Consider the following 21,109-nt stretch of genomic DNA (forward strand, 5'->3'; position numbering starts at 1 on the left):
TTGGGCGGCTCATGGTTTGTCGGCGCCTTTGAGGCGCTCACCCTAAAGCCTCCGGCTCTGCCGGAGGATACTTACTAAGCGTGGGTTAAATTGGTTAAAATTCTCGCAAATAATTCCGGATGCAAAATGGCAGATGTTCATCCGCTCACGGATGGGATATTTCAGGCTAATAACTTTTTACCTCATGGATAATCACGCATGCAGCGCTGTTCTCGCAGGTGATGTGCGCTGGAAACTACTATTATTTAGAGTAAATCAACCATATTAAGGTATTTAGGATGATTCCTAATACACGATAGTAATTATCTGCTACTACAATAGGATTTGTATAAAAGCGTTTAAATTCAGTGCCGTATATAATTTACATGCGTGATTGTTGCACTTTGTTTAGTGCTCTGAATCACTTTTTGTCTTTAGGTTAAATTCTTTGTTGAGAATTATCTTAAATTGATAAAAAATCGATTATTCATTTTTCAAGTGGTCGGAGATCATATTGAATTGAATAATCTGGTCTGTAATATTACGTCTCGCCGGATATTAAGGTCATGTTGATTGCTGCCATGCTTGTGCATCGGCTCGTGCGGTAGCTATGCCCAAAATTAATACTTTAGGGAGACTGCATGATAATGGGTGGGATGATTTTGAATGATTGAAACACTTCTTTCCTGAACGTTCCAAATCCACACAGTAATATATTTGCAATGGAAAAATACGCTTATGAAAATGCGAAATGTATTAGCACTTCTTTTTGTCTTTGCGCTCTCCGCCTGTAAAGCTCCGCCCCCGCCAGCGCCTACGGATGACACCCTGGTGACCAGTGAAGTAAATGGCGTGACCTTAACGCACCGTTATGCCGTAAAAGCGCCAACAGAATTCACGCCGATTAACGAAAACTACCGCGCACTCTATCCGGCCTCGCTGATGAGTCAGCCGGACTACGGCGGAAAACTGGTTCGCCAGCTGGAAAACGGCAAAACCTACGTGGTGCTGGGACAGGTGGAGCACTTCTGGATGGCACTGGCAGAAGAGGGACAGGAAGAGTTGATCGGTTATGTCCCGATGCGTGCGGTGGTGAAAAGCGCATTGTACGAAGAGACCGTACGTAAACAGACGCCGCGCCTCAAGCCCCGGCAGAAACAGACGTGCGTAAACGTCGACGGCAGCAGCAAAGCCTGTAAAAACAAAACATCAGGCACCTGGATACTTGATTAATTCGCCATTAAAAGCGATGACAAATATGAACAATCCTAGGCTTATACGCCAGAGCTTACTGGCGTTTTTCCTTGCGCTGACCACCCTGGTCAGCGGTTGTAAATCGACTCCACATAGCGTACCAACCGGCTACTCCCTTCACTTTCGGGCGAATCCACAGGTTAACGGATCTGCGCCGCTTAAGGTCAGGGTTCTGCTGTTGAAATCTGACGCTGCCTTTATGTCGGCGGATTTCTGGTCGCTACAAAACAACGCGGAAAGTGTGGCAGGCGCCAATCTGCTCAACAGTGATGCCTTTTTCCTGATGCCCGGACAACTGACCAAAACCCTGAGCGGGCAGACGCCTGCCGAGGCGCGCTACTTTGGCGTAATGGCGGAATATCAGGCGCTGGATGGCAAAAAATGGCGTATCTCGATCCCACTTCCCGTGCAGGGCGAAACCCCTTTTTACATGTTCTGGAAATCGTCGGCAGACACGCTTGAAGCCGACATTATCCTCGACGTAAACGGTGTTCGCGTCGTTTCCAGATAGCGCCAGTTTCAACAGGAAAAAAGAATGAACAAAGCAGAAAAGGTCGTCTGGACTGAAGGTATGTTTCTGCGTCCTCATCACTTCCAGCGTGCTGAAAGCCACCTCGAAAACCATATCCGGGAGTGGGGGATGCTCCAGCGTCCTTACCTGTGGGGGTTTCTCGATCTCGAACTCGATGAGGCGATGCTGCGCCAGGGCAGTATTGCTCTGAGTTACGCCAGCGGACTGTTGCCGGACGGCACGTTTTTCTCTTTTCACGATCCACGCTATGCGCCGACGCCACTGGCTCTCCCGGACAATCTTACCCATGAGCGGGTGGTGCTTGCGCTTCCGGCCCGGCGGGGCGGGCGTGATGAGGTGATTTTCAGTGAAGAGAAAGACTCACTGGCGCGCTACGTCACCTTTGAGCAGGAGGTGGATGACGACAACGCCATGTCGATTGGCCCGGCCGCACTCCAGTTTGGCCGCTTGCGCCTGAAACTGATGCTGGAAAAAGATCTCAGCGCCGAGTGGACCGCGATGGGCGTGGCGCAGGTGCTTGAAAAACGCAATGATAACCATCTTCGTCAGGATGGCAGCTACATTCCGCCGATGCTCAATGCCACCAATCATCCATCGCTGTACGCCATGATGAATGACCTGCAAAGCCTGCTGGTGCAACGCAGCCAGCAACTGGCCCAGCGTCTGCGCCAGCCCGGGCGCTTTAATACCTCAGAGATGGTGGAGTTTTCGCTACTGGCATTGATTAACCACCATGTTGGACTGATTGCCCATCAGAAAACGCTGCCGCTGCTGCACCCGGAAGATCTCTGGCGCGAGTGGCTCTCCTTTGCCACTGAGCTGTCAACCTGGACGGCGGCCCGCGCGCCTCAGGATGTGTTGCCCGTCTACGACCATGACAATCTGGCCGAGTGTTTTGCCCGGCTGGTGATGATGCTGCGACAGGGACTGTCGCTGGTGATGGAAGAACATGCCATCCAGCTACCGCTTACGGAACGCACCCACGGCCTCAACGTTGCCACTTTGCCGACGACCAGTATGGCCCGCGAGTTCGGCTTTGTGCTGGCGGTTAAAGCCAGTGTCCCAGGCGAGGTGCTACAAACCCACTTCCCGGCGCAAATGAAGGTCGCCCCGGTCAGCAAAATACGCGACCTGGTACAACTGCAACTGCCCGGAATGGTGCTGCGCGCCATGCCAGTGGCGCCGCCGCAAATCCCCTGGCATGCGGGCTACAACTATTTCGAGCTTGAAAAGGGCGGGGAGCTATGGGGCGAGATGGAAAAATCAGGGGCATTCGCGCTGCATCTGGCCGGTGAGTTTCCGGGGTTAAACATGGAGTTTTGGGCCATCCGTCAACAGAGTGAACAATAGCGAGCGCAGATATGCAGGAACAGACTTTCAATGGCAGTGACGCCACCGCAGCCGCAGGTGGTCAGAATCCGCTGGTGGTTGCCGCGAACCCGCTACTCAACGCCATCCCACAGATCCGCCACTCGGTTTCCCATAATGATCAGGCGGGATTGCGTCAGCAGTTGATCGACGAAATTCGCCGCTTCGAAGTGCGCTGTCAGCAATCGGGCCTGACTTACGAAGTGATCGTCGGAGCCCGTTACTGCCTGTGTACCGCGCTGGACGAAGCGGCCGCATTGACTCCCTGGGGCAGTCGCGGCGTCTGGTCAGGTAGCGGCCTTTTGGTGACGTTTCACAACGAAACCTGGGGCGGCGAGAAATTCTTTCAGCTGCTCGCCCGGCTTTCTCAAAACCCGCGTGAGCACCTGGTACTGCTGGAACTGATCAATTACTGCCTGCTGTTGGGGTTTGAAGGGCGTTATCGGGTCATGGATAACGGACGCACGCAGCTGGAGACCATCAAACAGCGTCTCTGGCAGATGATCCGCGGCGTGCGGGGCAACTATCCGCCGCCGCTGTCGCCGCACCCGGAAGACAGGCCGGTACTGCGCAAACTCTGGCGTCCGGTGATCCCGCTGTGGGCCTGCGTCGCGCTGGCCGGGTTTCTCGCCTGCCTGTTCTACATCGCCCTTAACTGGCGACTGGGCGACGGCACCAGCCCGGTGCTGGCGAAGATTTATCAGACAACGTTACCGGAAACCACCATCGCGCAACCCGCTCCTGCATTACCCCCGGTGCTCAATTTGCGTGAATTCCTCAAACCGGAAATCAGCGCCGGTCTGGTGGCTGTTCGCGATGGCGCGGATCGCAGCGTGGTGACCTTAAAAGGTGACGGCCTCTTTGCTTCAGGTTCCACCGTGGCCCGCGACTCCTATGCCCCGGTCATCGACCGGGTGGCGCAGGCGATGGACAGCGTCAGTGGCAAAATACTGGTGGTTGGCTACAGCGATAACGTCCCCATCCGCAGCGCGCGTTTTGCCTCAAACTACGAGCTGTCGCTGGAGCGCGCCCGTTCCGTGCAATCACTGCTGCAAAAACAGCTCGCACAACCGGCGCGGGTTAAAGCCGAAGGGCGAGGGGAGATGAACCCCGTTGCGCCGAACAATACGGCAGAAGATCGCGCCCGCAACCGCCGGGTGGAAATAACGTTGCTGGTCTCGCCGGACAACACGGCAAACGAACTGAACGGATTGCCACAGGGAAACTAAGGATGATGAGACTGCTTTCTATTCTGACTAACCGCATTTTGTGGGGTTTTCTTGGCATGACGGCGTTAGCCGCGGTTATCTGGATGATAGGCCCGCTGCTCTCTGTCGTTGACTCCCGCCCGCTGGAGTCGGAACAAAACCGCATCATTACCATCGCCGTGATGTACTTCATCTGGATGCAAAGTCACATTGTGCCGCGGCTGTACAATGCCTGGCTCAACCGCAAGCTGATGGATAACCTGAAAAGCGACAACGCGGCAGCCCAGCCATCAAACAATCAGCGGCTGAATAATGAAGAACAGATTTTAAACGACAGGTTTGAAGAGGCGTCGCAGATCCTTAAAAAGGCCCACTTTAACCAGTCGGGACAGCGCGGCGGGCAATGGACGCAACGCTTTGGCACCCAGTATCTGTATCAACTGCCATGGTATGTGATGATTGGCGCGCCGGGGGCGGGGAAAACCACGGCGCTGGTGAATTCCGGACTGCAATTTCCGCTGGCGGACAAATTTGGTAAGACGGCGCTGCGAGGCATCGGCGGCACCCGCGACTGCGACTGGTGGTTTACCAATGAAGCGGTATTACTCGACACCGCCGGGCGCTACACCACCCAGCAAAGCGAACAGGCCCAGGACGCCGGTGAATGGCTGAAATTTCTTGGCCTGCTGCAAAAATACCGTCGTCGCCAGCCCATAAACGGGGTGATCGTTACCGTCAGCATCACGGATCTGCTGACCCAGTCGGCCGAAGCTTCCCGCGAGCAGGCGCAAAACCTGCGTCAGCGCTTAACCGAACTGCATGAACAACTGGGCATCCGCTTTCCGGTCTACGTACTGGTCACGAAAGCGGATCTGCTCAAAGGCTTTCGCCCGTGGTTCGCCGGGTTTGATAAAGCCCAGCGGGATCAGATCTGGGGCTTCACCTTCCCCTGGGAGGAGAGCAAACAGGCCGGATTTGATCTCCATGGTCGCTTTATGCAGGAGTTCGCCCTGCTGCAACAGCGCCTCGATGCAGCCCTGCCGGATATCCTGCTCAAAGAGAGCGATGCGCTGGCCAGGGCTGAGTGTTATCTCTTTCCGCAAGAATTTGCCGCCCTGCGGCCGCTGCTTGCCGACTATCTGCAAACGCTGTTTGCCCACTCTGACTTTGAGACGGCGTTTTCCCCGCGCGGTATCTATCTGGCCAGCGGCACCCAGGAAGGGCGGCCTTTTGACCGGGTGATGGGCGAGCTGGCCCGTTCATTATCTCTGCCGCAGGCTAACGACGGCGATAACTGGGACACGGTGAGTAAAAACGATCCCGTGCCGGGCAACAAAGGTCAAAGCTACTTTATTAAGAACTTACTGCAAAACGTCATTTTCCAGGAAGCCGGAATAGCCGGGCAAAACCGCTGGTGGGAAATGCGTAACCGGGCGGTTATCTGGGCGGGCTATGCCGCACTGCTGGCGTTGCTTGTGGTGATGGGCGGACTCTGGCTCACCAGCTACGGCAACAACCGGGATTATCTTGCCGAAGTGGACGCCAAAGTGCCTGGCATCAGCGGGCAGGTAAAAGCCCTGCGCAATCGCCCGCAGGGGGATATCTTCGCACTGCTGCCGCTGCTCGACAGCCTTAGCGCACTGCCGCGCAGTGAACACTTTGATGTTAACCAGCCCCCGCTAACCCGCCGGATGGGATTGTACCGGGGCGATGATGTGGCTGATGCCTCACAGACTTTGTATCAGAAAGCCCTGCAACAACTGCTTTTGCCGGATGTGGCAACCCGCATTACCCAGTGGCTGCGCAGCGATGATGGCCGGGACGTGGAATACAGCTACGAGGCGTTGAAAGCTTATCAGATGCTCTACCAGCCGCAGCATTACGACGGCAAATTCCTCCATGCGTGGGTGATGTTAAACCTGGCGCGCAATCTGCCGCCGAACATGACCAAAGCGCAACTGCAGCGGATGGCATGGCATCTGACGCAGCTTCTGGAAACCCAAATCCAGTCGTCACCTTATGCCAAAGATGAAGCGCTGGTGGCCCGCGAACAGGCGCTTATCAACCAGCAACCGCTGGCGGCCCGTGTCTATGGTCGTCTGAAACGCCTGCTTTCGGTGGATGAAAATCTTAAACCGGTGTCGCTGGCCAGCCTGGGCGGGCCGCAAAGCGAACTGGTGTTCTCACGTAAAAGCGGCGCCTCACTGAGTGACGGCGTTCCCGGACTCTTTACTCCGGACGGTTACTGGCAGCATGTTGACGCACAAATCGGCCCGGTGACGAAAGCCCTGCATAGCGATGACCAGTGGGTGCTGGGCAGCTCGCTTTCCCAGGCGTCGCAGGAGACCGATAACGCCGTGCGCCAGCTTTACGCCAGCGACTTTATCCGCAAGTGGGATGCCTTTTTAGGCGATATCCAGCTTAACAACAGCGCCAGCCTGACCCAGCGCATCAACACCGCGCGTCTGCTTTCCGGCAATACCTCACCGCTACGCCAGCTGGTGGTTAACCTTAGTCAGGTACTGACGCTGACTCGCGATCTGCCGCAGGAGGGGGAGAAAAAAGCGCCTGAAACCAGCGCCACCAGCCGGACGCTGGATGCGCTCTTTGGCGGGCATGATGCGTCAGGCGCCGCGCCGACGGTGGCCGCTAATCAGTCGCCGGAACAGCGGGTCACCGAACATTACGCCCCGATTATCGATCTGGCGCAACCGCTGGAAAAAGGCGGTAAAGCGCTGATGATTGATGACTTTCTTAAAGCGGTGGATGAGCTTTATCGCTATCTGACGGCGGTTCAGGATGCCGCCAACAGCGGGATGCCGCCTCCGGGCAGCGACGCGATAAGTCGTTTGCAGGCCAGCGCCGGGCGCTTACCGGGCGGGCTGCAATCCATGTTCAGCAACATGGCGGTGGGGGCAAGCAGCGATACGCAGCGCCGGGAGCTGGACAATGTTCGCAAGCGCATCAGCGTGGAAGTGGGGAGTTTTTGCCGTCAGGCTATCGCCGGGCGTTATCCGCTGGTGCGCTCTGCGAGCAGTGAAGTGACGCCGGACGATCTGGCCCGCATGTTTGCGCCGGGTACGGGATTAATGGACAGCTTCTTCCGCGACAATCTGACCAGTAAAGTGGACACCACCCAGTCACCCTGGCGCTTTACACCGGGGATCGACGGTAAAACGTTACCCGGCAGCGAAGGGTTGCTGGCCCCTTTCCAGCAGGCGCAATCCATCAGCGATGCCTTCTTTGCCAACGGCAGCACCACGCCGTCATTTCGCACCACCGTGCGCACCGTGCAGATGGATAACGCGATCCTCAACTTAACCCTCGATGTGGACGGGCAAATTCTGCGTTACAGCCACGGGCCGCAGGCGGTGCAGGTGATCAACTGGCCAGGGCCAGGGGGCACTAATCAGGTGCGCATGCAGCTGGGGCTGACCAACGGCACCACCTCGACGCTGGTTAGTAACGGCGCCTGGGCACTGAACCGCTTTGTCGACAAAGCGCGGGTGAGTGCCGGCAGCAGCAACCTGGCGCGGCAGGCCACATTCAATGTCGATGGTCATCAGGTGACTCTGGAATTTATCCCTGGCAGCATTCGCAACCCGTTTCAGCTTCCGCGTTTCGCGTGTCCTTAACTGCAAGGAAAGCCGAATGACAACAATCCCCGCTTTAAGCTGGTATGGAAAATTACCCAGTGCCGGTGATTTCCTCCAGCGCCGCTTCCCTGATGCCCTGCAACGTCAGTGGTCCCACTGGTTTCAACTGGGGCTGCTGAACTGGCAGAAAGAGCTGGACAGTGCGCCGGAGCGAAAGTTTGGCAACGCGCCGGTGTGGAATTTTGTGGTGCCGCCGATGCTCGGTGGGCAGCAGGTGCAGATGGGCTGTTTATTGCCCGGTCGCGACAGCGTCGGGCGTCAGTACCCGGTGTGCGCTCTGCTGGCGATAACGCCGCTGGAGTGGTCGCCGCGTCAACTTGCGCAGTCCGGCGACTGGTATCAGCAACTGGGGCGCACGCTGCTGCATGGGGTAAAAAATAGCTACTCCCCCGAACAGCTCGACCAGGCTCTGCTGTCGATTGTCGCGCTACAACCGGTGGAGCCGGAAAGTCGCTCAGAAATTCTGGACGTGCTCGGGTATGAAGGCGACAGGGAATCGACGCTGGGCTGGAGACAGGCCGCAGAGTGCTTCGACCCGCAGCGGCAGACCAGCTTCTGGTGGACCAATCGCTGCGACGGTTATCCGCTCTATACCCATGTGCACAGCGGTAATTTTACCGGCCAGTTGTTTACGTTGTTGTTCGATCCGGCCGGGGGCGCGCGACCGGGCCGTCATGGCTTATACCCGCCGATGTTTGAATAAGTGAGCCTGAAGATGACACTTGAAACCTTACTCGCGCCGGTGACCCCGGCGTTGCCCTGCGGCGAAAATCTGGAATATGACGCTGAATTCCAGGCGCTGGAGCAGGCAAGCCAGGGTAAAGCCGAGCAGCAGTTTGGCAGCACCATTATTCCGGCTGAACCTGCGGACTGGAACCGGGTTGAGAAGCTGGCCTGCACACTGCTGACCCGAACCAAAGATCTGCGGGTGATGGTGGCCCTGACCCATGCCTGGACGCGTCGTCAGGGGCTGGAGGGCTACGCCAACGGGCTCTCACTTATCGGCCAGGCGCTGGCGCTTTACTGGGATGATCTCTGGCCGGCGCTGACGGAAAACGGCGAGCACGATCCTTTTTACCGGATTAATGCGCTGGCGGGGCTAGGGGACAAATCTGCGCTCACCGCCACCCTGCGCCAGAGCATATTGCTGCGCAGCAACGGCGATGAGCTGAGCGTTCGCGATGCCCAGGCGCTGCTCGATGGCAGCAAAACAGAGTGTGCGGGTTTCCCGGGCGGCCGGGCGCGTCTGGTGGATGAGCTGGCACGCGCCGCGCAGGACGGGGCTGGCATCATGCGGCAAATCGAAGGGCGTCTGCACACCATCCGCAGCTGGCTGGTGGAAAAACTGAGCGAAAGTGGGGCACCTGAAATGGAACAACTGCTGAAAACCGCGACCATCATCAACCACGCCGCCCGCCCCCTTCAGGACGCCGCGACGCAACCGGCAGGCTCAGACACGCCAGTGCAACCAGCCCCGCAGGCACCTCAGCAGGGGGACTGGCGGCATCTTGAGATAACCAGCCGGGCGGACGCTCAGTTGATGCTGGAAAAGGTGAAGTACTACTTCTCACAACACGAACCCAGCCACCCCGCGCCGTTGATGATTGACCGGGTTCAGCGGCTGATTGAACAGGATTTTATGGCGATTATTCGCGACCTTGCCCCGGATGGCGTACAGCAACTGGAAAACATTTTTGGGCATCACTCATAACCTTTGACAACCGGGTGCATCAGCCCCGATAGCGTCACCGCGCATCTTCGATGGAGAACATCATGGCAACGAGTAACAGTGGACAAAAGTTTATCGCGCGTAACCGCGCGCCACGCGTACAGATTGAATACGACGTGGAAGTATATGGCGCGGAGCGCAAAATCCAGCTTCCCTTTGTGATGGGGGTGATGGCGGATCTGGTGGGTAAACCGGTTGATAATCTGCCGTCGGTTGATGAGCGCAAATTCCTCGACATCGACGTGGACAACTTCGATGAGCGCATGAAAGCGCTAAAACCCCGGGTGGCATTGCAGGTGGATAACACCCTGACCGGCGAGGGCAAGCTGAATGTCGATCTGACTTTCGACAGCATGGAGGATTTCCTCCCGGATGCGGTGGCCCGCAAGGTCGAACCGCTCAATGCTCTGCTGGAGGCCCGCACGCAGCTCTCCAATCTGCTGACCTATATGGACGGCAAGAACGGCGCAGAGGAGCTGATTGCCAAAATTCTCAAAGATCCGACATTGCTGAAATCCCTGAGCCAGTTGCCTGAGACCCGCGAGGGTGAACAGGGTAAAGAGGAGTAAATCATGAGCAATCCAACCCAACAGCAAGATCTACAGCGTGAAGCGGTCTTCAGCCAGGATGAATTCAGCGCCCTGCTGAATAAAGAGTTCCGCCCAAAAACGGAACAGGCGCGTTCCGCCGTTGAAACTGCGGTACAGACCCTGGCCCAGCAGGCGCTGGCGAACACCCTAACCTTCTCCTCGGACACATACCGGACCATCCAGAATCTGATTGCCGGGATCGATGAAAAACTCTCCCAGCAGATTAACGAAATTCTGCATCATGACGAATTTCAAAAGCTGGAAAGCGCCTGGCGCGGCCTGAACTATCTGGTCAATAACACCGAAACCGACGAAATGCTGAAAATTCGTTTTATGAGCATTTCGAAGCCGGAGCTGGGGCGGATGCTGAAACGCTACAAAGGCGTTGGCTGGGATCAAAGCCCGATCTTCAAAAAAATCTACGAAGAAGAGTACGGCCAGTTCGGCGGCGAACCCTTCGGTTGCCTGGTGGGGGACTACTACTTCGACCACAGCCCGCAGGATGTGGAGCTGCTTGGGGAAATGGCGCGCATTGGCGCTGCGGCACACTGCCCGTTTATCACCGGTACCGCGCCGAGCGTGATGCAGATGGAGTCCTGGCAGGAGCTGGCGAACCCGCGCGATCTGACCAAAATCTTCCAGAACACCGAATATGCCGCATGGCGTTCGCTGCGCGAATCGGAAGATGCCCGCTACCTTGGGCTGGTGATGCCACGTTTTCTCTCTCGCCTGCCGTATGGCATTCGCACCAACCCGGTGGACAGCTTCGACTTTGAAGAAGAGACCGATGGCGCCAACCACAGCAACTACGCATGGGCGAATGCGGCCTATGCGATGGCGACCAATATCAATCGCTCTTTTAAAGAGTTTGGCTGGTGCACCTCCATTCGCGGCGTGGAATCGGGCGGGGCGGTTGAAAATCTGCCGTGCCATACCTTCCCCAGCGACGATGGCGGCGTGGACATGAAGTGCCCGACGGAGATCGCCATCAGCGACCGTCGCGAAGCCGAACTGGCAAAAAATGGCTTTATGCCGCTGATCCACCGTAAAAACTCTGACTTCGCGGCCTTTATTGGCGCGCAGTCGCTGCAAAAACCGACCGAGTATCTTGACGCGGACGCCACCGCTAACGCGCGTCTGGCTTCACGTCTGCCGTATCTCTTCGCCTGCTGCCGTTTTGCCCACTATCTGAAGTGCATTGTGCGCGACAAGATTGGCTCCTTCCGCGAACGCGACGAGATGGAGCGCTGGCTGAATGACTGGGTGATGAACTACGTGGACGGTGACCCGGCAAACTCCTCCCAGGAGACCAAAGCGCGTAAACCGCTGGCCGCCGCCGAAGTACAGGTGCAGGAAATCGAGGATAACCCCGGTTACTACACGGCCAAATTCTTCCTGCGCCCGCACTACCAGCTCGAAGGGCTGACCGTCTCCCTGCGACTGGTCTCAAAACTGCCGTCGCTGAAAACTAAAGAGGCATAAAGGCATGTGCCGGGTGGCGAAATACCGCCCGGTCAATTGAAAACGGGTAATGGGAATGTATCATTTTTCAATACAGTACCAGGGATATAACGATGATCGCCAGACCTTCTTTCGTAATGCTTCGGGGCTCCGCAGCTAAAATATATGACCCTAATCCGGTTTATTTTTGGCAATTGCCATGAAGTTTATAACAATATTGTTGATGTTAATGCGTACAGACGCAATGGAATCTGACGTATCAACATTATTTAAGTTTGTTGTACATCCGACGGACAAGCAGTAACAGGCCGCTGACCACCAGAAGAAACAAAACTTTTCCTGTTATTGCACCGGTCGTCCAGGCATTAAATGACTCATACTTGAGAACCAGCCAGAATGAGGTCAGGATATCGACGAGCGTATAGACGCCGGCAAAAAGTAAAATAAATGCCACTATCAGCGCGAGAGCTTTTTTCATTTTTAATCCTTAAATTTGCAAGGTCAGAAAGTGAAAAGATAGTAGCACGTGAAGAGCCTGGATAAATCAGCGATAAGAAACACTTCTACCGCATTGCTCATTGCTAAGGAGAATACGATTGAAAACGCGAGCCAGACATTCATCACTATTGTTAGTTATCACCCTGGTAACCATGTTGACGCCCGTGCTGAGCGTGTCAGCTGAATCTATTTCCAACAGCACATTCCCAAAAGATACCAATCTGCTTTGGCCCACCAATGTTAACTTAAGCGGCGAGAAATTTTTTAAAGCATGGCTTTCGGGTGAAGAAAACCCTGAGCGACTGAAAGCAGATTTATACCTGTTGGGGGTGCTTGATTCGACGGAAGGAATAAGCTGGTGCGACTATCAGACGATAAAAATTTTTAGCGCCCACGAAGCTATTTATCGCTACTTTCAAAAATTGCCTCCTGAGCGCTTAAAAGAGCGGGCTTCAAAGCTCATTCTTGAAGCGATGACACAATATCATTCCTGCAAGAAGGGAGCCTGATAATGAAGCCACTCTATGCTCAGCTTAAAAAACATCATTACTCTTCAAATCCTTATCGCCAGGGATTTGTTGACAGCGAATATGTCTACCCGGAAATTGGTTACACGCTGGATGAAATGTTAAAAATGAATCCGGCCTATGAAAATACATGTGCAGTGCGCATGAGCCTTGCACTGCTGAAATGCAATATTACCTTCCAGGGCCGGTTGCCGATAAAAACAGGGCCGTATAAAGGTAAGAAGATTGAAACGGGGGCGAAACTTCTGGCCGATCAGCTTTACCGCCCGGACGTATTTGGCAAAGCGGAATTGTATTCTGATTTACAGGATGCAGCGTTGAAGTTACAGAATCGCAAAGGCGTGATTTACTTTCACCAGATTGTGGATTATGGCGGTGGGCATATTGATATGCTTGAACCTGATAAGGACAATATGTTGCAATGTAACAGCAATTGCTATTTCGATTGCAAGGAAGTCTGGTTCTGGGAGTTGAGTTAATTATCGTGTGGTTCCTGAAATGAAGAAAATGTCTTTCGCAGTGTTGGTTTGTATATCTGTCTCCATTTCTGCACACACATTGCCTGAGGTTTCTTCCTTTTCACCGCAGCAGATATTCAAAAACTGGGTGCAAAGCCGCTGTATCAGCAAAATCACCCAGGATCACGCGTTGATTGAAGATGCTAAAGCCAGCGCCGCAGCATGGCTGGAATATAGCCAGTTACCGGTAGAAGAGTTTCAGAAAGCTGATGTGGTGATTGATACTGAGCTGAAACGGAAAGTCGGCGGTTCAGTTAACAGCTCGTATCGTGTTCTTCAATGCACGCTGATTGCCGAAAGTGAAAGTATTCATAAAATATTTATTGCCAGTCAGAAATAATCATCCATTTTGATTAATTCCCTGTTATCTGCATCGTTCAGGTAACAAAGAATGCTGAATAGCGCAAGTTATTCAGGCTCAGGCAGAGGTAAACATGGCTGATTATTTTTAGCCTCATGCTTTCCTGTTTGCCATATAAGTGCTTTTTCGAAAGCATTAAATTTCAACCACGAAGAGTAGATATTATGGCTATTGATATGTTTCTGAAGGTCGACGGTGTAACGGGTGAATCAAAAGATTCTAACCACACCGGGTGGACGGATATCACCTCCTTTTCATGGGGCGCATCACAACCCGGAAATATGAGTGTTGGCGGTGGCGGCGGTGCCGGTAAAGTCAACTTCAACGACCTTCATATTAATGCACTCATTGATAAAGCAACGACCGCCATTCTGAAACACTGCGCCAGCGGCAAACACTTAACCAAAGTGGAACTTTCCGTCTGTAAAGCCGGTGGTCAACAGGTGGAATATGCCCGTATTACCCTGGAAGAAGTGCTGGTCACTTCCGTGCAATATACCGGTGCCGATAACGGTGATACCGTTGGCGTCACCTATGCATTCCAGGCCGCGAAAGTGAAACAACAGTACTGGGAACAATCCTCTGCCGGTGGTAAAGGTGCAGAAACCAGCGCTGGCTGGAATATTAAAGAGAACAAAGAAGCGTAATCGTGTTGAATTTCTGACGCGCACCCAGGCCAGGGAATATTCCCTGGCCTGAATTCATTACCTCGATAAAGCATAAAAACTGATCTCAGGAATAATATGATGAGTGGACATCAGTTTATCGCACCTGGTTTTTGTATTGTTCAACAGCCTGGTACATTGGACTTTCAGGCCAGACTATTGTTTAATAATATAGCAAGTGCAGAAGCTAGTTATTTTATGAACATCAATAAGGATACCGCCTGGCTTAAACCTGGTCAGATTCTGATTCTTGCAGACCCAAATTCAGATGATAAGGTCATATTAGGGCGGTTATATCGCGCGAAAGAGAAAGTTAATACAGTGATGAATGGTCTGAACAATGAAGAAGCTAATTTCCTTCATCGTAATTTTGAGACGATTGCAGCATTTACGAACTTTATGGATAAATCGATAGGTATTGTAAGTGATAGTGGTGAAAAATACTTTTCGGAAATTGGCAAGAGGCTCAAAGCGATTGAGTTATCATATCAAAATCAATTTAGAACCCAGGGTTCATTGTTAAGTGAGCAATTCTTTGTTTAAAGAAAACGTCTTTTTAGTGAACTAAATAAATTGCTTGGAAAAATATCTAAACTTACATTAGGGTTGGAGCCTAATAATAACTTAAAAAGAGTCTTGGGTCTTTCTAGTCGGGCTATTGCCCACGAATGGACAAGTGCAGGAGTTGGGTCGATCAAGGGATATTCAACGTGGATAGAAAATGCTGCGAAGTCTGCAAGATATATGAAAATGGGGGGGTGGGTTGCTATTGGTTTCTCTGGAGTCAATGCAACCAATAAGGTATACAACTCGTGCACTACTGGACGAGAAAATGAATGCAGTAAAGTCGCAGTAAGAGAATACAGCATTTTTGGAGCAAGTCTTGCCGGTGGCGTGTGGGGGGGGCAAGCCGGTGCAGGTATAGCAACAGGGATTTGTGTTGCTTTGGGAGTTGCAACCGGAGGTGCAGGGGCGTTAGCATGTGCAATTGTTGGCGCTGCGGTTGGTGCTTATGCAGCAAGTGAAGCTACATCATATGGTACAGAAGTTCTCATGGATAAAATTTTATGATCGCTGAAAATATTCTTCTTGGTTTGATGGTGATATTTTTTCTTGCCACTCTTGCTATCAATATTTTCACCGTTAGATTTTTTAAAAAACATGAAAGCAACTACCTTGAAATTATTTCAGAATATCGTAAGCGTGGTTATGATTTAGATGCCTTAACGAACCTCTCTTCATTTTTTGGATCTTTGTTTTGCTACTTTAAGATAATATGGTTCGTCAGGCTCTACAAAAATATTGATATGAAATACACCAGCGAACGTCGTGTCCAGCCAGAGGCTTACGAATTTGTGCAAACTTTACCGCCTAAAGAAATTGAATGGATGCTCAAGCTTCACCGAATGTGTCTGCTCCAGTTTTTTATGCTGACGTTACTCTGCATTGATATTTTAATGTTGTATTTATTAAAGAATATTGGTCTGTCTGTTAGGTAAGGTTTTTGCCCGCAAAGACAATTACTAAAATATGTTTTGGCATAAACTCCTTCTTTTTAAATCGTACTGACTGTACTGGCGCTTTTTATTTTATTAATTATTCTGGCTTTGTTCTCCTGGCGTCATTGCATACATATTTTCTTTAGCACCTGGGTAGCCATTATTTCAATTATCGGAACGCTAATAACTCCAGCAGGAATACGCTATGCGATTCACAATAGTCACCAATAAACCCGGTCATCAACCTGTGCAAAGCCGCTGCGATTTTTATCCGCCGGGTGGCACCATTGGGCGCGGTACCGACAATAATCTGGTGCTGCCAGATAATGACCGGGCTATTTCCCGGTTGCAGGCCATCGTCCATATTGCCGGCAATGGCGAATGCCGCATTACTAACCGTGGCAACGTCACCCGCGTGGTGCTTAATGATATTCCCCTTGAACGCGGCCGCCAGGTGGAATTGCAGGATGGCGATATTCTTGGCATTGATGAATATCGTATTGAAGTCAGCGACCTGATCCTCGATACCCAGCCCGTGAGCCGGATGGCCGCCAACGTGCAGGCCGGGCTGAAACCGGAACCGGCGCCCGTGCAGCAACATGAGAGCGCACCCGCCGCCGTGCCCAGCGAAATCTGGGACAGCCTGATGCAGGAGTTCTCGATTTCAGACAGCATCTCCCGCAACCGGTCAAAGCCGCAGGAAGCGACAGCAGGCAACCCCTTTACGGCGCCTGCTGCGCCTGAGCGTAATCCGGAAGATCCGCTGGCATTGCTTGGTGGGCATGATCCCGTTATTGCCCCGCGTTCAGTGGATACCGATACGTTATTCAACGACGAGGCACTGTTCAAAAACGACAGCATTTTTGCCGATCCAACTCCGTCAACACTGGTGCCGCCCGGCGGGCAATCGGCGCATGAAACGGCCCCTGTCCAGGATGAGCTCGACCCGCTGGCGCTGTTTGGCGGCGTCGGCAGCGGGACGTCTCAGACCCGTAGCGACGATCCCCTTGGTCTGCTCAGCGGCGCTGTACCTTTGACGCATGCTGATGATCTCACGCCTGCACCCGCACCGGTGGTTGAGCCTGTCGCTGAGGCGGCACCAGCACCGGCAGCGGAGCCAGAGATACAGCAAGGAGGGGAGGAGCCAACGGCCAGCGACGGCGTTGAGGGCTATGTCCCCATTACCTTGCCCACGCCGCAAACGGTGCAGCGCGCGGCCGCACAAACGCCAAAAGGGCGTCTGCGTATCGATCCGGTACAAAGCGAAACCACACCCGTTGCAGAAAGCGGCAGCGGCGATGTGCTGAAAGGCGAGCTGCTTGATGCCCTGCTTGAGGGGATGGGGCTTGGCGATATGCAGCCGACACCGCAATTCGATCGGGAAAACATGCGCCAGCTCGGGCAGATGCTGAGCATGTTCTCGCAGGGAACCGTGGCATTGCTCTCTTCGCGCTCGATCCTCAAGCGTGGCGTCAAAGCGGATATGACCATGGTGCTCGACGATGCCAATAACCCGTTCAAACTGCTGCCTTCCGGTAAAACGGTGCTGATGCAGATGTACGGCAACCGGATGCCCGGCTTTATGCCGCCGAGAAAATCAGTGCGTGATGCGCTGATAGATCTTCAGGCGCACCAGTTGGGGATGATCTCCGGGATCCGCGCGATTATCGCCGCCATGTTGCAGTCTTTTAATCCGGAGCTGCTGGAAGAAGAGGCAAAGCGTGACGGCGCAACCACCCGTCCTGGCATGTTCTCCAGTCGCAAAGCGGCCCTGTGGGATTACTTTGTCCGCAGCTACGGCGAAACGGCAGGGGAAATCGATGATGACTTCCACACTCTGTTCGGTGAAGCCTTCCTGCACGCCTACGACATGGAAGTTAACCAGTACAAAGACTCACAAAGCGGATCGGAAGAATCATGAATATCAGCACGGCCTCAATCTCCCGACAGGGCGGGCGTGCCAGCAACCAGGATCAGACGGGCGAAACCATTGGTGAGCGTGCGGCCTGCTTTGTGGTATGCGACGGTATCGCCGGGCTGCCTGGCGGCGACGTGGCGGCGACGCTGGCCCGCAACGCCATCATCACCGGCTTTAATGGCGAAAGACATCTTAATGCGCAGTCCATTCGCCAGTATGTGAACGGCGCTAACCAGGCCATTCGTCGCGAACAAAAAGTTGGCCAGGATAACGCGCGGATGGGCACGACGCTGGTCAGTCTGTTTATCGACCGGGATTTTCATCTGGCCTACTGGGCGCATGCGGGAGACAGCCGCCTGTATCTGTTTCGCCGGGGCTGGCTCTATCACGTCACCACCGACCACAGCCTGGTTCAGCAGATGAAAGATGCCGGGCATCAGACCGATGGCGTCAACAGCAACTTACTCTATTTTGCGCTGGGACTGGGTGACGACGAGCGTGAAGCCAGTTACAGCGACGTGGTGCCCATCGAGGATGGCGACGTTTTTTTACTTTGCACCGACGGCTTCTGGCACGGAGTGAATGAGGACCTGATGAAGCAGTCGCTGCATATGGTCAATACCCCGGATGAGTGGCTGACCTTAATGAATCAAATCCTGCAACGTCATAACGATGACAGCGACGTCCAGCAGGATAACTACAGCGCCGTCGCAGTCTGGGTCGGTGCGCCTCAGGATACGACGCTGCTGCACTCGCTGGATCAGGCGGCGCTTTTTCTCCCTCTTCGTGATTGATACAGACTGACAAGGACTTTTATGAAACGTTGGCTTCCGGGTTTGGCACTTCTGGCGGTGGGCTTCTGCGCCCAGGCAGAGAACTATCGCATTGTGCAATCCCCCTCGCAAAAACTGGATATCTGGATCGACAATATTGCGGATAACTCGCCAAAAAGCTGGTGTACCAGGGAGTTACCGCTGCGCATTGTGGCCAATGGCGACAAGAAAGTGAGCGTGCTGAACAACTTTATGCCCCGCCTCGGCGCGCTGCTGGAAAACCAGTGCGGCACGTTGGCCCAGGTCAACTGGACGATGACTGACAGGCAAAATGTCACCCTGGCGCAAGGGACAGCGCGAAAAGCCAAAGACTGGGCGCCGGAGGTTATTCCGGCGACAGCCGCAGCAACCGCAGCAACAGCTGCAACCACCAGCCCGGCATTAACCTTGCCGGATACCCCGGCGGAGAGCTTATCGCCGGCGGCCAACCGCACGCCATGGCAGGAATTCACCATGCAGGACGGCTGCCATCTGCGCACGTTCTGGCACGGGGGGAACAGCACCAGCGGGTTGTTCATTCCGGCCAAAGAAGACGGTAAATGCGAGAAAGGCGGCTGGCTGAACGGGCGCAGCGAAGTCACCCAGTTGAGCAATGGCCGCGAGACGAAAGTCACCATGACCTTTGTTCATGGCTTCCCGGTCAATGGCCTGAGCAGTAGCGTGGATGCCGACAGGCTGCTTATCACCACCGTTAACAACGAGCGGATGGTGGCCAGTGAAAGCGGCTCAGGCCAGAGCTGGATGCTGCTGCCTTACGATGACAGCCTGAATGCCTGGCAGGCTAACGGCACCATCGCCGTCGAAGTCTCACGAGAGCTCGCCAGTGATGAAAATCGCCTGCGCGCCCGCCTGGATGAAGTGCGTAAGGTCTGGGCACCCTGGTTTGAACCGGGTATCCGTCTCAACATCGTGTTGATTGATGCCCTGCGCCCGCAGCTGCGCGATCCGGCGGTGGGTAAGTATACGTCGGTGAATTAACACCCTTCACCCTAACCCTCTCTCCACCGGGGTGAGGAGATCCCCGATTTTCTCCTTCTATGCACCGGGGTGAGGAGATCCCCTATTTTCTCCCTCTCCCTTGAGGGAGAGGGTCGGGGTGAGGGTAAACAACCACGCCACAGTCCAACACAGGAGCGCTTATGAACACGCTTGACGCACAACTCGCCGGGGATTCCCTGAAGGCAAGCCTTGGCAGCCTGGAAAACCAGATCCGCACGCAGCCGACCAATGCTGACCTGCGCGCGGCTTTCACGCAGCTTCTCTGTCTGGACGGTAACTGGTCGCGAGCCCTCGCTCAGCTTAAAGGCTGGCTGGCGCTGACTCCGCAGGCGCAGCCAACCATCACTCTGCTGGAGCAGGCGATAAGTGGCGAAAAACAGCGCGCGGAGGTGATGGCGGGCCGGGCGCGTCCGGTGATGCCCGCACGACAGTGGCCGTGGCTGGCTGCGATGGTCAATGCCCTGGATCTGTTCGGCGCACAGGCCTGCACTGAACGTATCGTGGCCCTGGAGCAGGCCGATGCCATTCCCGGCGAGCTCACCTTGCAGGATGGCACAAGCCACCGTTTTGACTGGCTGATGGACGGTGACTGCCGCTTTGGCCCGGTCTGCGAAACCCTTATCAATGGTCGCTACTGCTGGTTGCCGTTCAGCGCGATCGCAGAAATGACCTTCCAGGCGCCGGTGAGCGTAACGGACCTTATCTGGCGGCACACCCTGATTCGCCTGCATGACGGCAGCGAGCAGGTCTGTCAGATCCCGGTTCGCTATCCCTTCGAGGCAGGTACGGAAGACCGCTTCCTGCTTTCGCGGACTACCGAATGGCAGCCGTTACCCGGTGAGGATCCGCACTATATGGGGCAGGGGCAGAAAGTCTGGCTCAACGACAGCGCCGAATATCCGCTGCTTACGCTTGCGACACTGCGTTTTACCGAGGTTAAAACGCATGAGTAATCAGACCCACGACGAGAGCGAACTGCTGCACGGCGGCTGGCGGGTGCGACGGGAAAAAGAGACCGTCAGCAGCCGGGACAAAATGCAGCCTTCGTTGCTTGACCGCCTTACTGATGATGCCCCTGAAAAGCGGCAGGAGCCGCGCAACAGTACACTGATTGCCCATGCCGCGCTGCGGCGACACGTGCTGCGCGATCTGCAATGGCTGTTCAACACCATCAACAACGAAGCGCAACACGATCTTAGCGGATGGGATCAGGTACGCCGTTCGGTGGTCAATTTCGGCGTCGCCCCGCTGGCGGGCAAACGTATGTCTGATATCGAATGGCAGGACATCCAGCGCAAGCTCACGCAAGCCATTCTCCATTTTGAGCCGCGTATTTTGCCGCAAGGGCTGTCGGTGCGTTGTATTTCTGATACCCAGTCACTGGATTTACATAACGTGTTGTCCATTGAGATTAAAGGCCGCCTGTGGTGCGTACCTTATCCACTGACCTTTTTGTTTCGTTCGGATGTGGATCTGGAAAACGGCCATTTTGAGTTGAAGGATGTGGGGTAAGC

Annotated in this window: 22 protein-coding genes; 21 read left to right on the forward strand and 1 reads right to left on the reverse strand. The window is 54.3% G+C overall.

What is annotated here, in order from left to right:
* Positions 1–717: 717 nt before the first annotated feature.
* The 9 genes from ACSZO4_RS11135 to tssC all read left to right on the forward strand — a co-directional run bounded on the left by ACSZO4_RS11135 (position 718) and on the right by tssC (position 11,798).
* Entirely contained in the window at positions 718–1,212 is a 495-nt protein-coding gene (locus tag ACSZO4_RS11135; RefSeq protein ID WP_437888986.1) for an SH3 domain-containing protein, read from the forward strand.
* A gap of 25 nt (positions 1,213–1,237) precedes the next feature.
* Positions 1,238–1,744 (forward strand): type VI secretion system lipoprotein TssJ, encoded by a 507-nt coding sequence (gene tssJ, locus ACSZO4_RS11140; protein WP_437888987.1) that lies wholly within the window; start codon positions 1,238–1,240, stop codon positions 1,742–1,744.
* A gap of 24 nt (positions 1,745–1,768) precedes the next feature.
* Positions 1,769–3,115, forward strand: coding sequence for a type VI secretion system baseplate subunit TssK (tssK, locus tag ACSZO4_RS11145; protein ID WP_437888988.1), 1,347 nt, complete (start codon positions 1,769–1,771; stop codon positions 3,113–3,115).
* An 11-nt stretch (positions 3,116–3,126) separates the two neighbouring features.
* Positions 3,127–4,362 (forward strand): DotU family type VI secretion system protein, encoded by a 1,236-nt coding sequence (locus tag ACSZO4_RS11150; protein WP_437888989.1) that lies wholly within the window; start codon positions 3,127–3,129, stop codon positions 4,360–4,362.
* 2 nt (positions 4,363–4,364) lie between these two features.
* Positions 4,365–7,976 (forward strand): type VI secretion system membrane subunit TssM, encoded by a 3,612-nt coding sequence (gene tssM, locus ACSZO4_RS11155; protein ID WP_437888990.1) that lies wholly within the window; start codon positions 4,365–4,367, stop codon positions 7,974–7,976.
* Between the two features lie 16 nt (positions 7,977–7,992).
* Positions 7,993–8,700: a type VI secretion system-associated protein TagF gene (tagF, locus tag ACSZO4_RS11160; RefSeq protein WP_437888991.1), complete on the forward strand. Its 708-nt coding sequence runs from the start codon at positions 7,993–7,995 to the stop codon at positions 8,698–8,700.
* A gap of 12 nt (positions 8,701–8,712) precedes the next feature.
* Positions 8,713–9,708 carry a type VI secretion system protein TssA gene (gene tssA / locus ACSZO4_RS11165; RefSeq protein WP_437888992.1) on the forward strand — a complete coding sequence of 332 codons (996 nt, stop codon included), beginning with the start codon at positions 8,713–8,715 and terminating at the stop codon, positions 9,706–9,708.
* 62 nt (positions 9,709–9,770) lie between these two features.
* A complete protein-coding gene (gene tssB, locus ACSZO4_RS11170) occupies positions 9,771–10,295 on the forward strand; it encodes a type VI secretion system contractile sheath small subunit (RefSeq protein ID WP_437888993.1) in 525 nt (174 codons plus the stop codon).
* Positions 10,296–10,298: 3 nt separating this feature from the next.
* Positions 10,299–11,798: a type VI secretion system contractile sheath large subunit gene (gene tssC / locus ACSZO4_RS11175; RefSeq protein WP_437888994.1), complete on the forward strand. Its 1,500-nt coding sequence runs from the start codon at positions 10,299–10,301 to the stop codon at positions 11,796–11,798.
* Between the two features lie 244 nt (positions 11,799–12,042).
* Here the strand turns inward: tssC and ACSZO4_RS11180 are convergent, their stop codons facing one another.
* Positions 12,043–12,255 (reverse strand): hypothetical protein, encoded by a 213-nt coding sequence (locus ACSZO4_RS11180; protein WP_437888995.1) that lies wholly within the window; start codon positions 12,253–12,255, stop codon positions 12,043–12,045.
* A 118-nt stretch (positions 12,256–12,373) separates the two neighbouring features.
* Between ACSZO4_RS11180 and ACSZO4_RS11185 the strand changes: the two genes are divergently transcribed.
* From ACSZO4_RS11185 to tssE, 12 genes are all read left to right on the forward strand, one after another.
* Positions 12,374–12,784 (forward strand): Rap1a/Tai family immunity protein, encoded by a 411-nt coding sequence (locus ACSZO4_RS11185; protein ID WP_437888996.1) that lies wholly within the window; start codon positions 12,374–12,376, stop codon positions 12,782–12,784.
* A gap of 2 nt (positions 12,785–12,786) precedes the next feature.
* Complete coding sequence (locus ACSZO4_RS11190; protein ID WP_437888997.1) at positions 12,787–13,281, forward strand: T6SS effector amidase Tae4 family protein; 495 nt, start codon at positions 12,787–12,789, stop codon at positions 13,279–13,281.
* Between the two features lie 19 nt (positions 13,282–13,300).
* Positions 13,301–13,660 carry a T6SS amidase immunity protein Tai4 family protein gene (locus ACSZO4_RS11195; protein WP_437888998.1) on the forward strand — a complete coding sequence of 120 codons (360 nt, stop codon included), beginning with the start codon at positions 13,301–13,303 and terminating at the stop codon, positions 13,658–13,660.
* A gap of 185 nt (positions 13,661–13,845) precedes the next feature.
* The gene (locus ACSZO4_RS11200) at positions 13,846–14,328 is read left to right on the forward strand and encodes an Hcp family type VI secretion system effector (RefSeq protein ID WP_437888999.1); all 483 of its coding nucleotides are present in this window, start codon (positions 13,846–13,848) and stop codon (positions 14,326–14,328) included.
* A 96-nt stretch (positions 14,329–14,424) separates the two neighbouring features.
* Positions 14,425–14,889 carry a hypothetical protein gene (locus ACSZO4_RS11205; protein ID WP_437889000.1) on the forward strand — a complete coding sequence of 155 codons (465 nt, stop codon included), beginning with the start codon at positions 14,425–14,427 and terminating at the stop codon, positions 14,887–14,889.
* 30 nt (positions 14,890–14,919) lie between these two features.
* Positions 14,920–15,417 carry a hypothetical protein gene (locus tag ACSZO4_RS11210; RefSeq protein ID WP_437889001.1) on the forward strand — a complete coding sequence of 166 codons (498 nt, stop codon included), beginning with the start codon at positions 14,920–14,922 and terminating at the stop codon, positions 15,415–15,417.
* The gene (locus tag ACSZO4_RS11215; RefSeq protein ID WP_437889002.1) at positions 15,414–15,845 is read left to right on the forward strand and encodes a hypothetical protein; all 432 of its coding nucleotides are present in this window, start codon (positions 15,414–15,416) and stop codon (positions 15,843–15,845) included. Before ACSZO4_RS11210 ends, ACSZO4_RS11215 begins: the two co-directional genes overlap by 4 nt.
* Before the next feature lie 205 nt (positions 15,846–16,050).
* Positions 16,051–17,766, forward strand: coding sequence for a type VI secretion system-associated FHA domain protein TagH (tagH, locus tag ACSZO4_RS11220; protein WP_437889003.1), 1,716 nt, complete (start codon positions 16,051–16,053; stop codon positions 17,764–17,766).
* Positions 17,763–18,557 (forward strand): PP2C family protein-serine/threonine phosphatase, encoded by a 795-nt coding sequence (locus ACSZO4_RS11225; RefSeq protein WP_437889004.1) that lies wholly within the window; start codon positions 17,763–17,765, stop codon positions 18,555–18,557. The genes tagH and ACSZO4_RS11225 overlap by 4 nt, the downstream gene beginning before the upstream one ends.
* A 21-nt stretch (positions 18,558–18,578) precedes the next feature.
* On the forward strand, positions 18,579–19,574 hold the full coding sequence (locus ACSZO4_RS11230) for a hypothetical protein (protein ID WP_437889005.1): 996 nt from the start codon (positions 18,579–18,581) through the stop codon (positions 19,572–19,574).
* A 161-nt stretch (positions 19,575–19,735) separates the two neighbouring features.
* Complete coding sequence (locus tag ACSZO4_RS11235; RefSeq protein ID WP_437889006.1) at positions 19,736–20,548, forward strand: type VI secretion system accessory protein TagJ; 813 nt, start codon at positions 19,736–19,738, stop codon at positions 20,546–20,548.
* Positions 20,541–21,107, forward strand: coding sequence for a type VI secretion system baseplate subunit TssE (gene tssE / locus ACSZO4_RS11240; RefSeq protein WP_437889007.1), 567 nt, complete (start codon positions 20,541–20,543; stop codon positions 21,105–21,107). Before ACSZO4_RS11235 ends, tssE begins: the two co-directional genes overlap by 8 nt.
* The last annotated feature ends 2 nt before the right edge of the window (positions 21,108–21,109 follow it).

The sequence above is a fragment of the Phytobacter sp. V91 genome, from assembly GCF_965644225.1.
Taxonomy (GTDB): domain Bacteria; phylum Pseudomonadota; class Gammaproteobacteria; order Enterobacterales; family Enterobacteriaceae; genus CBFFRJ01.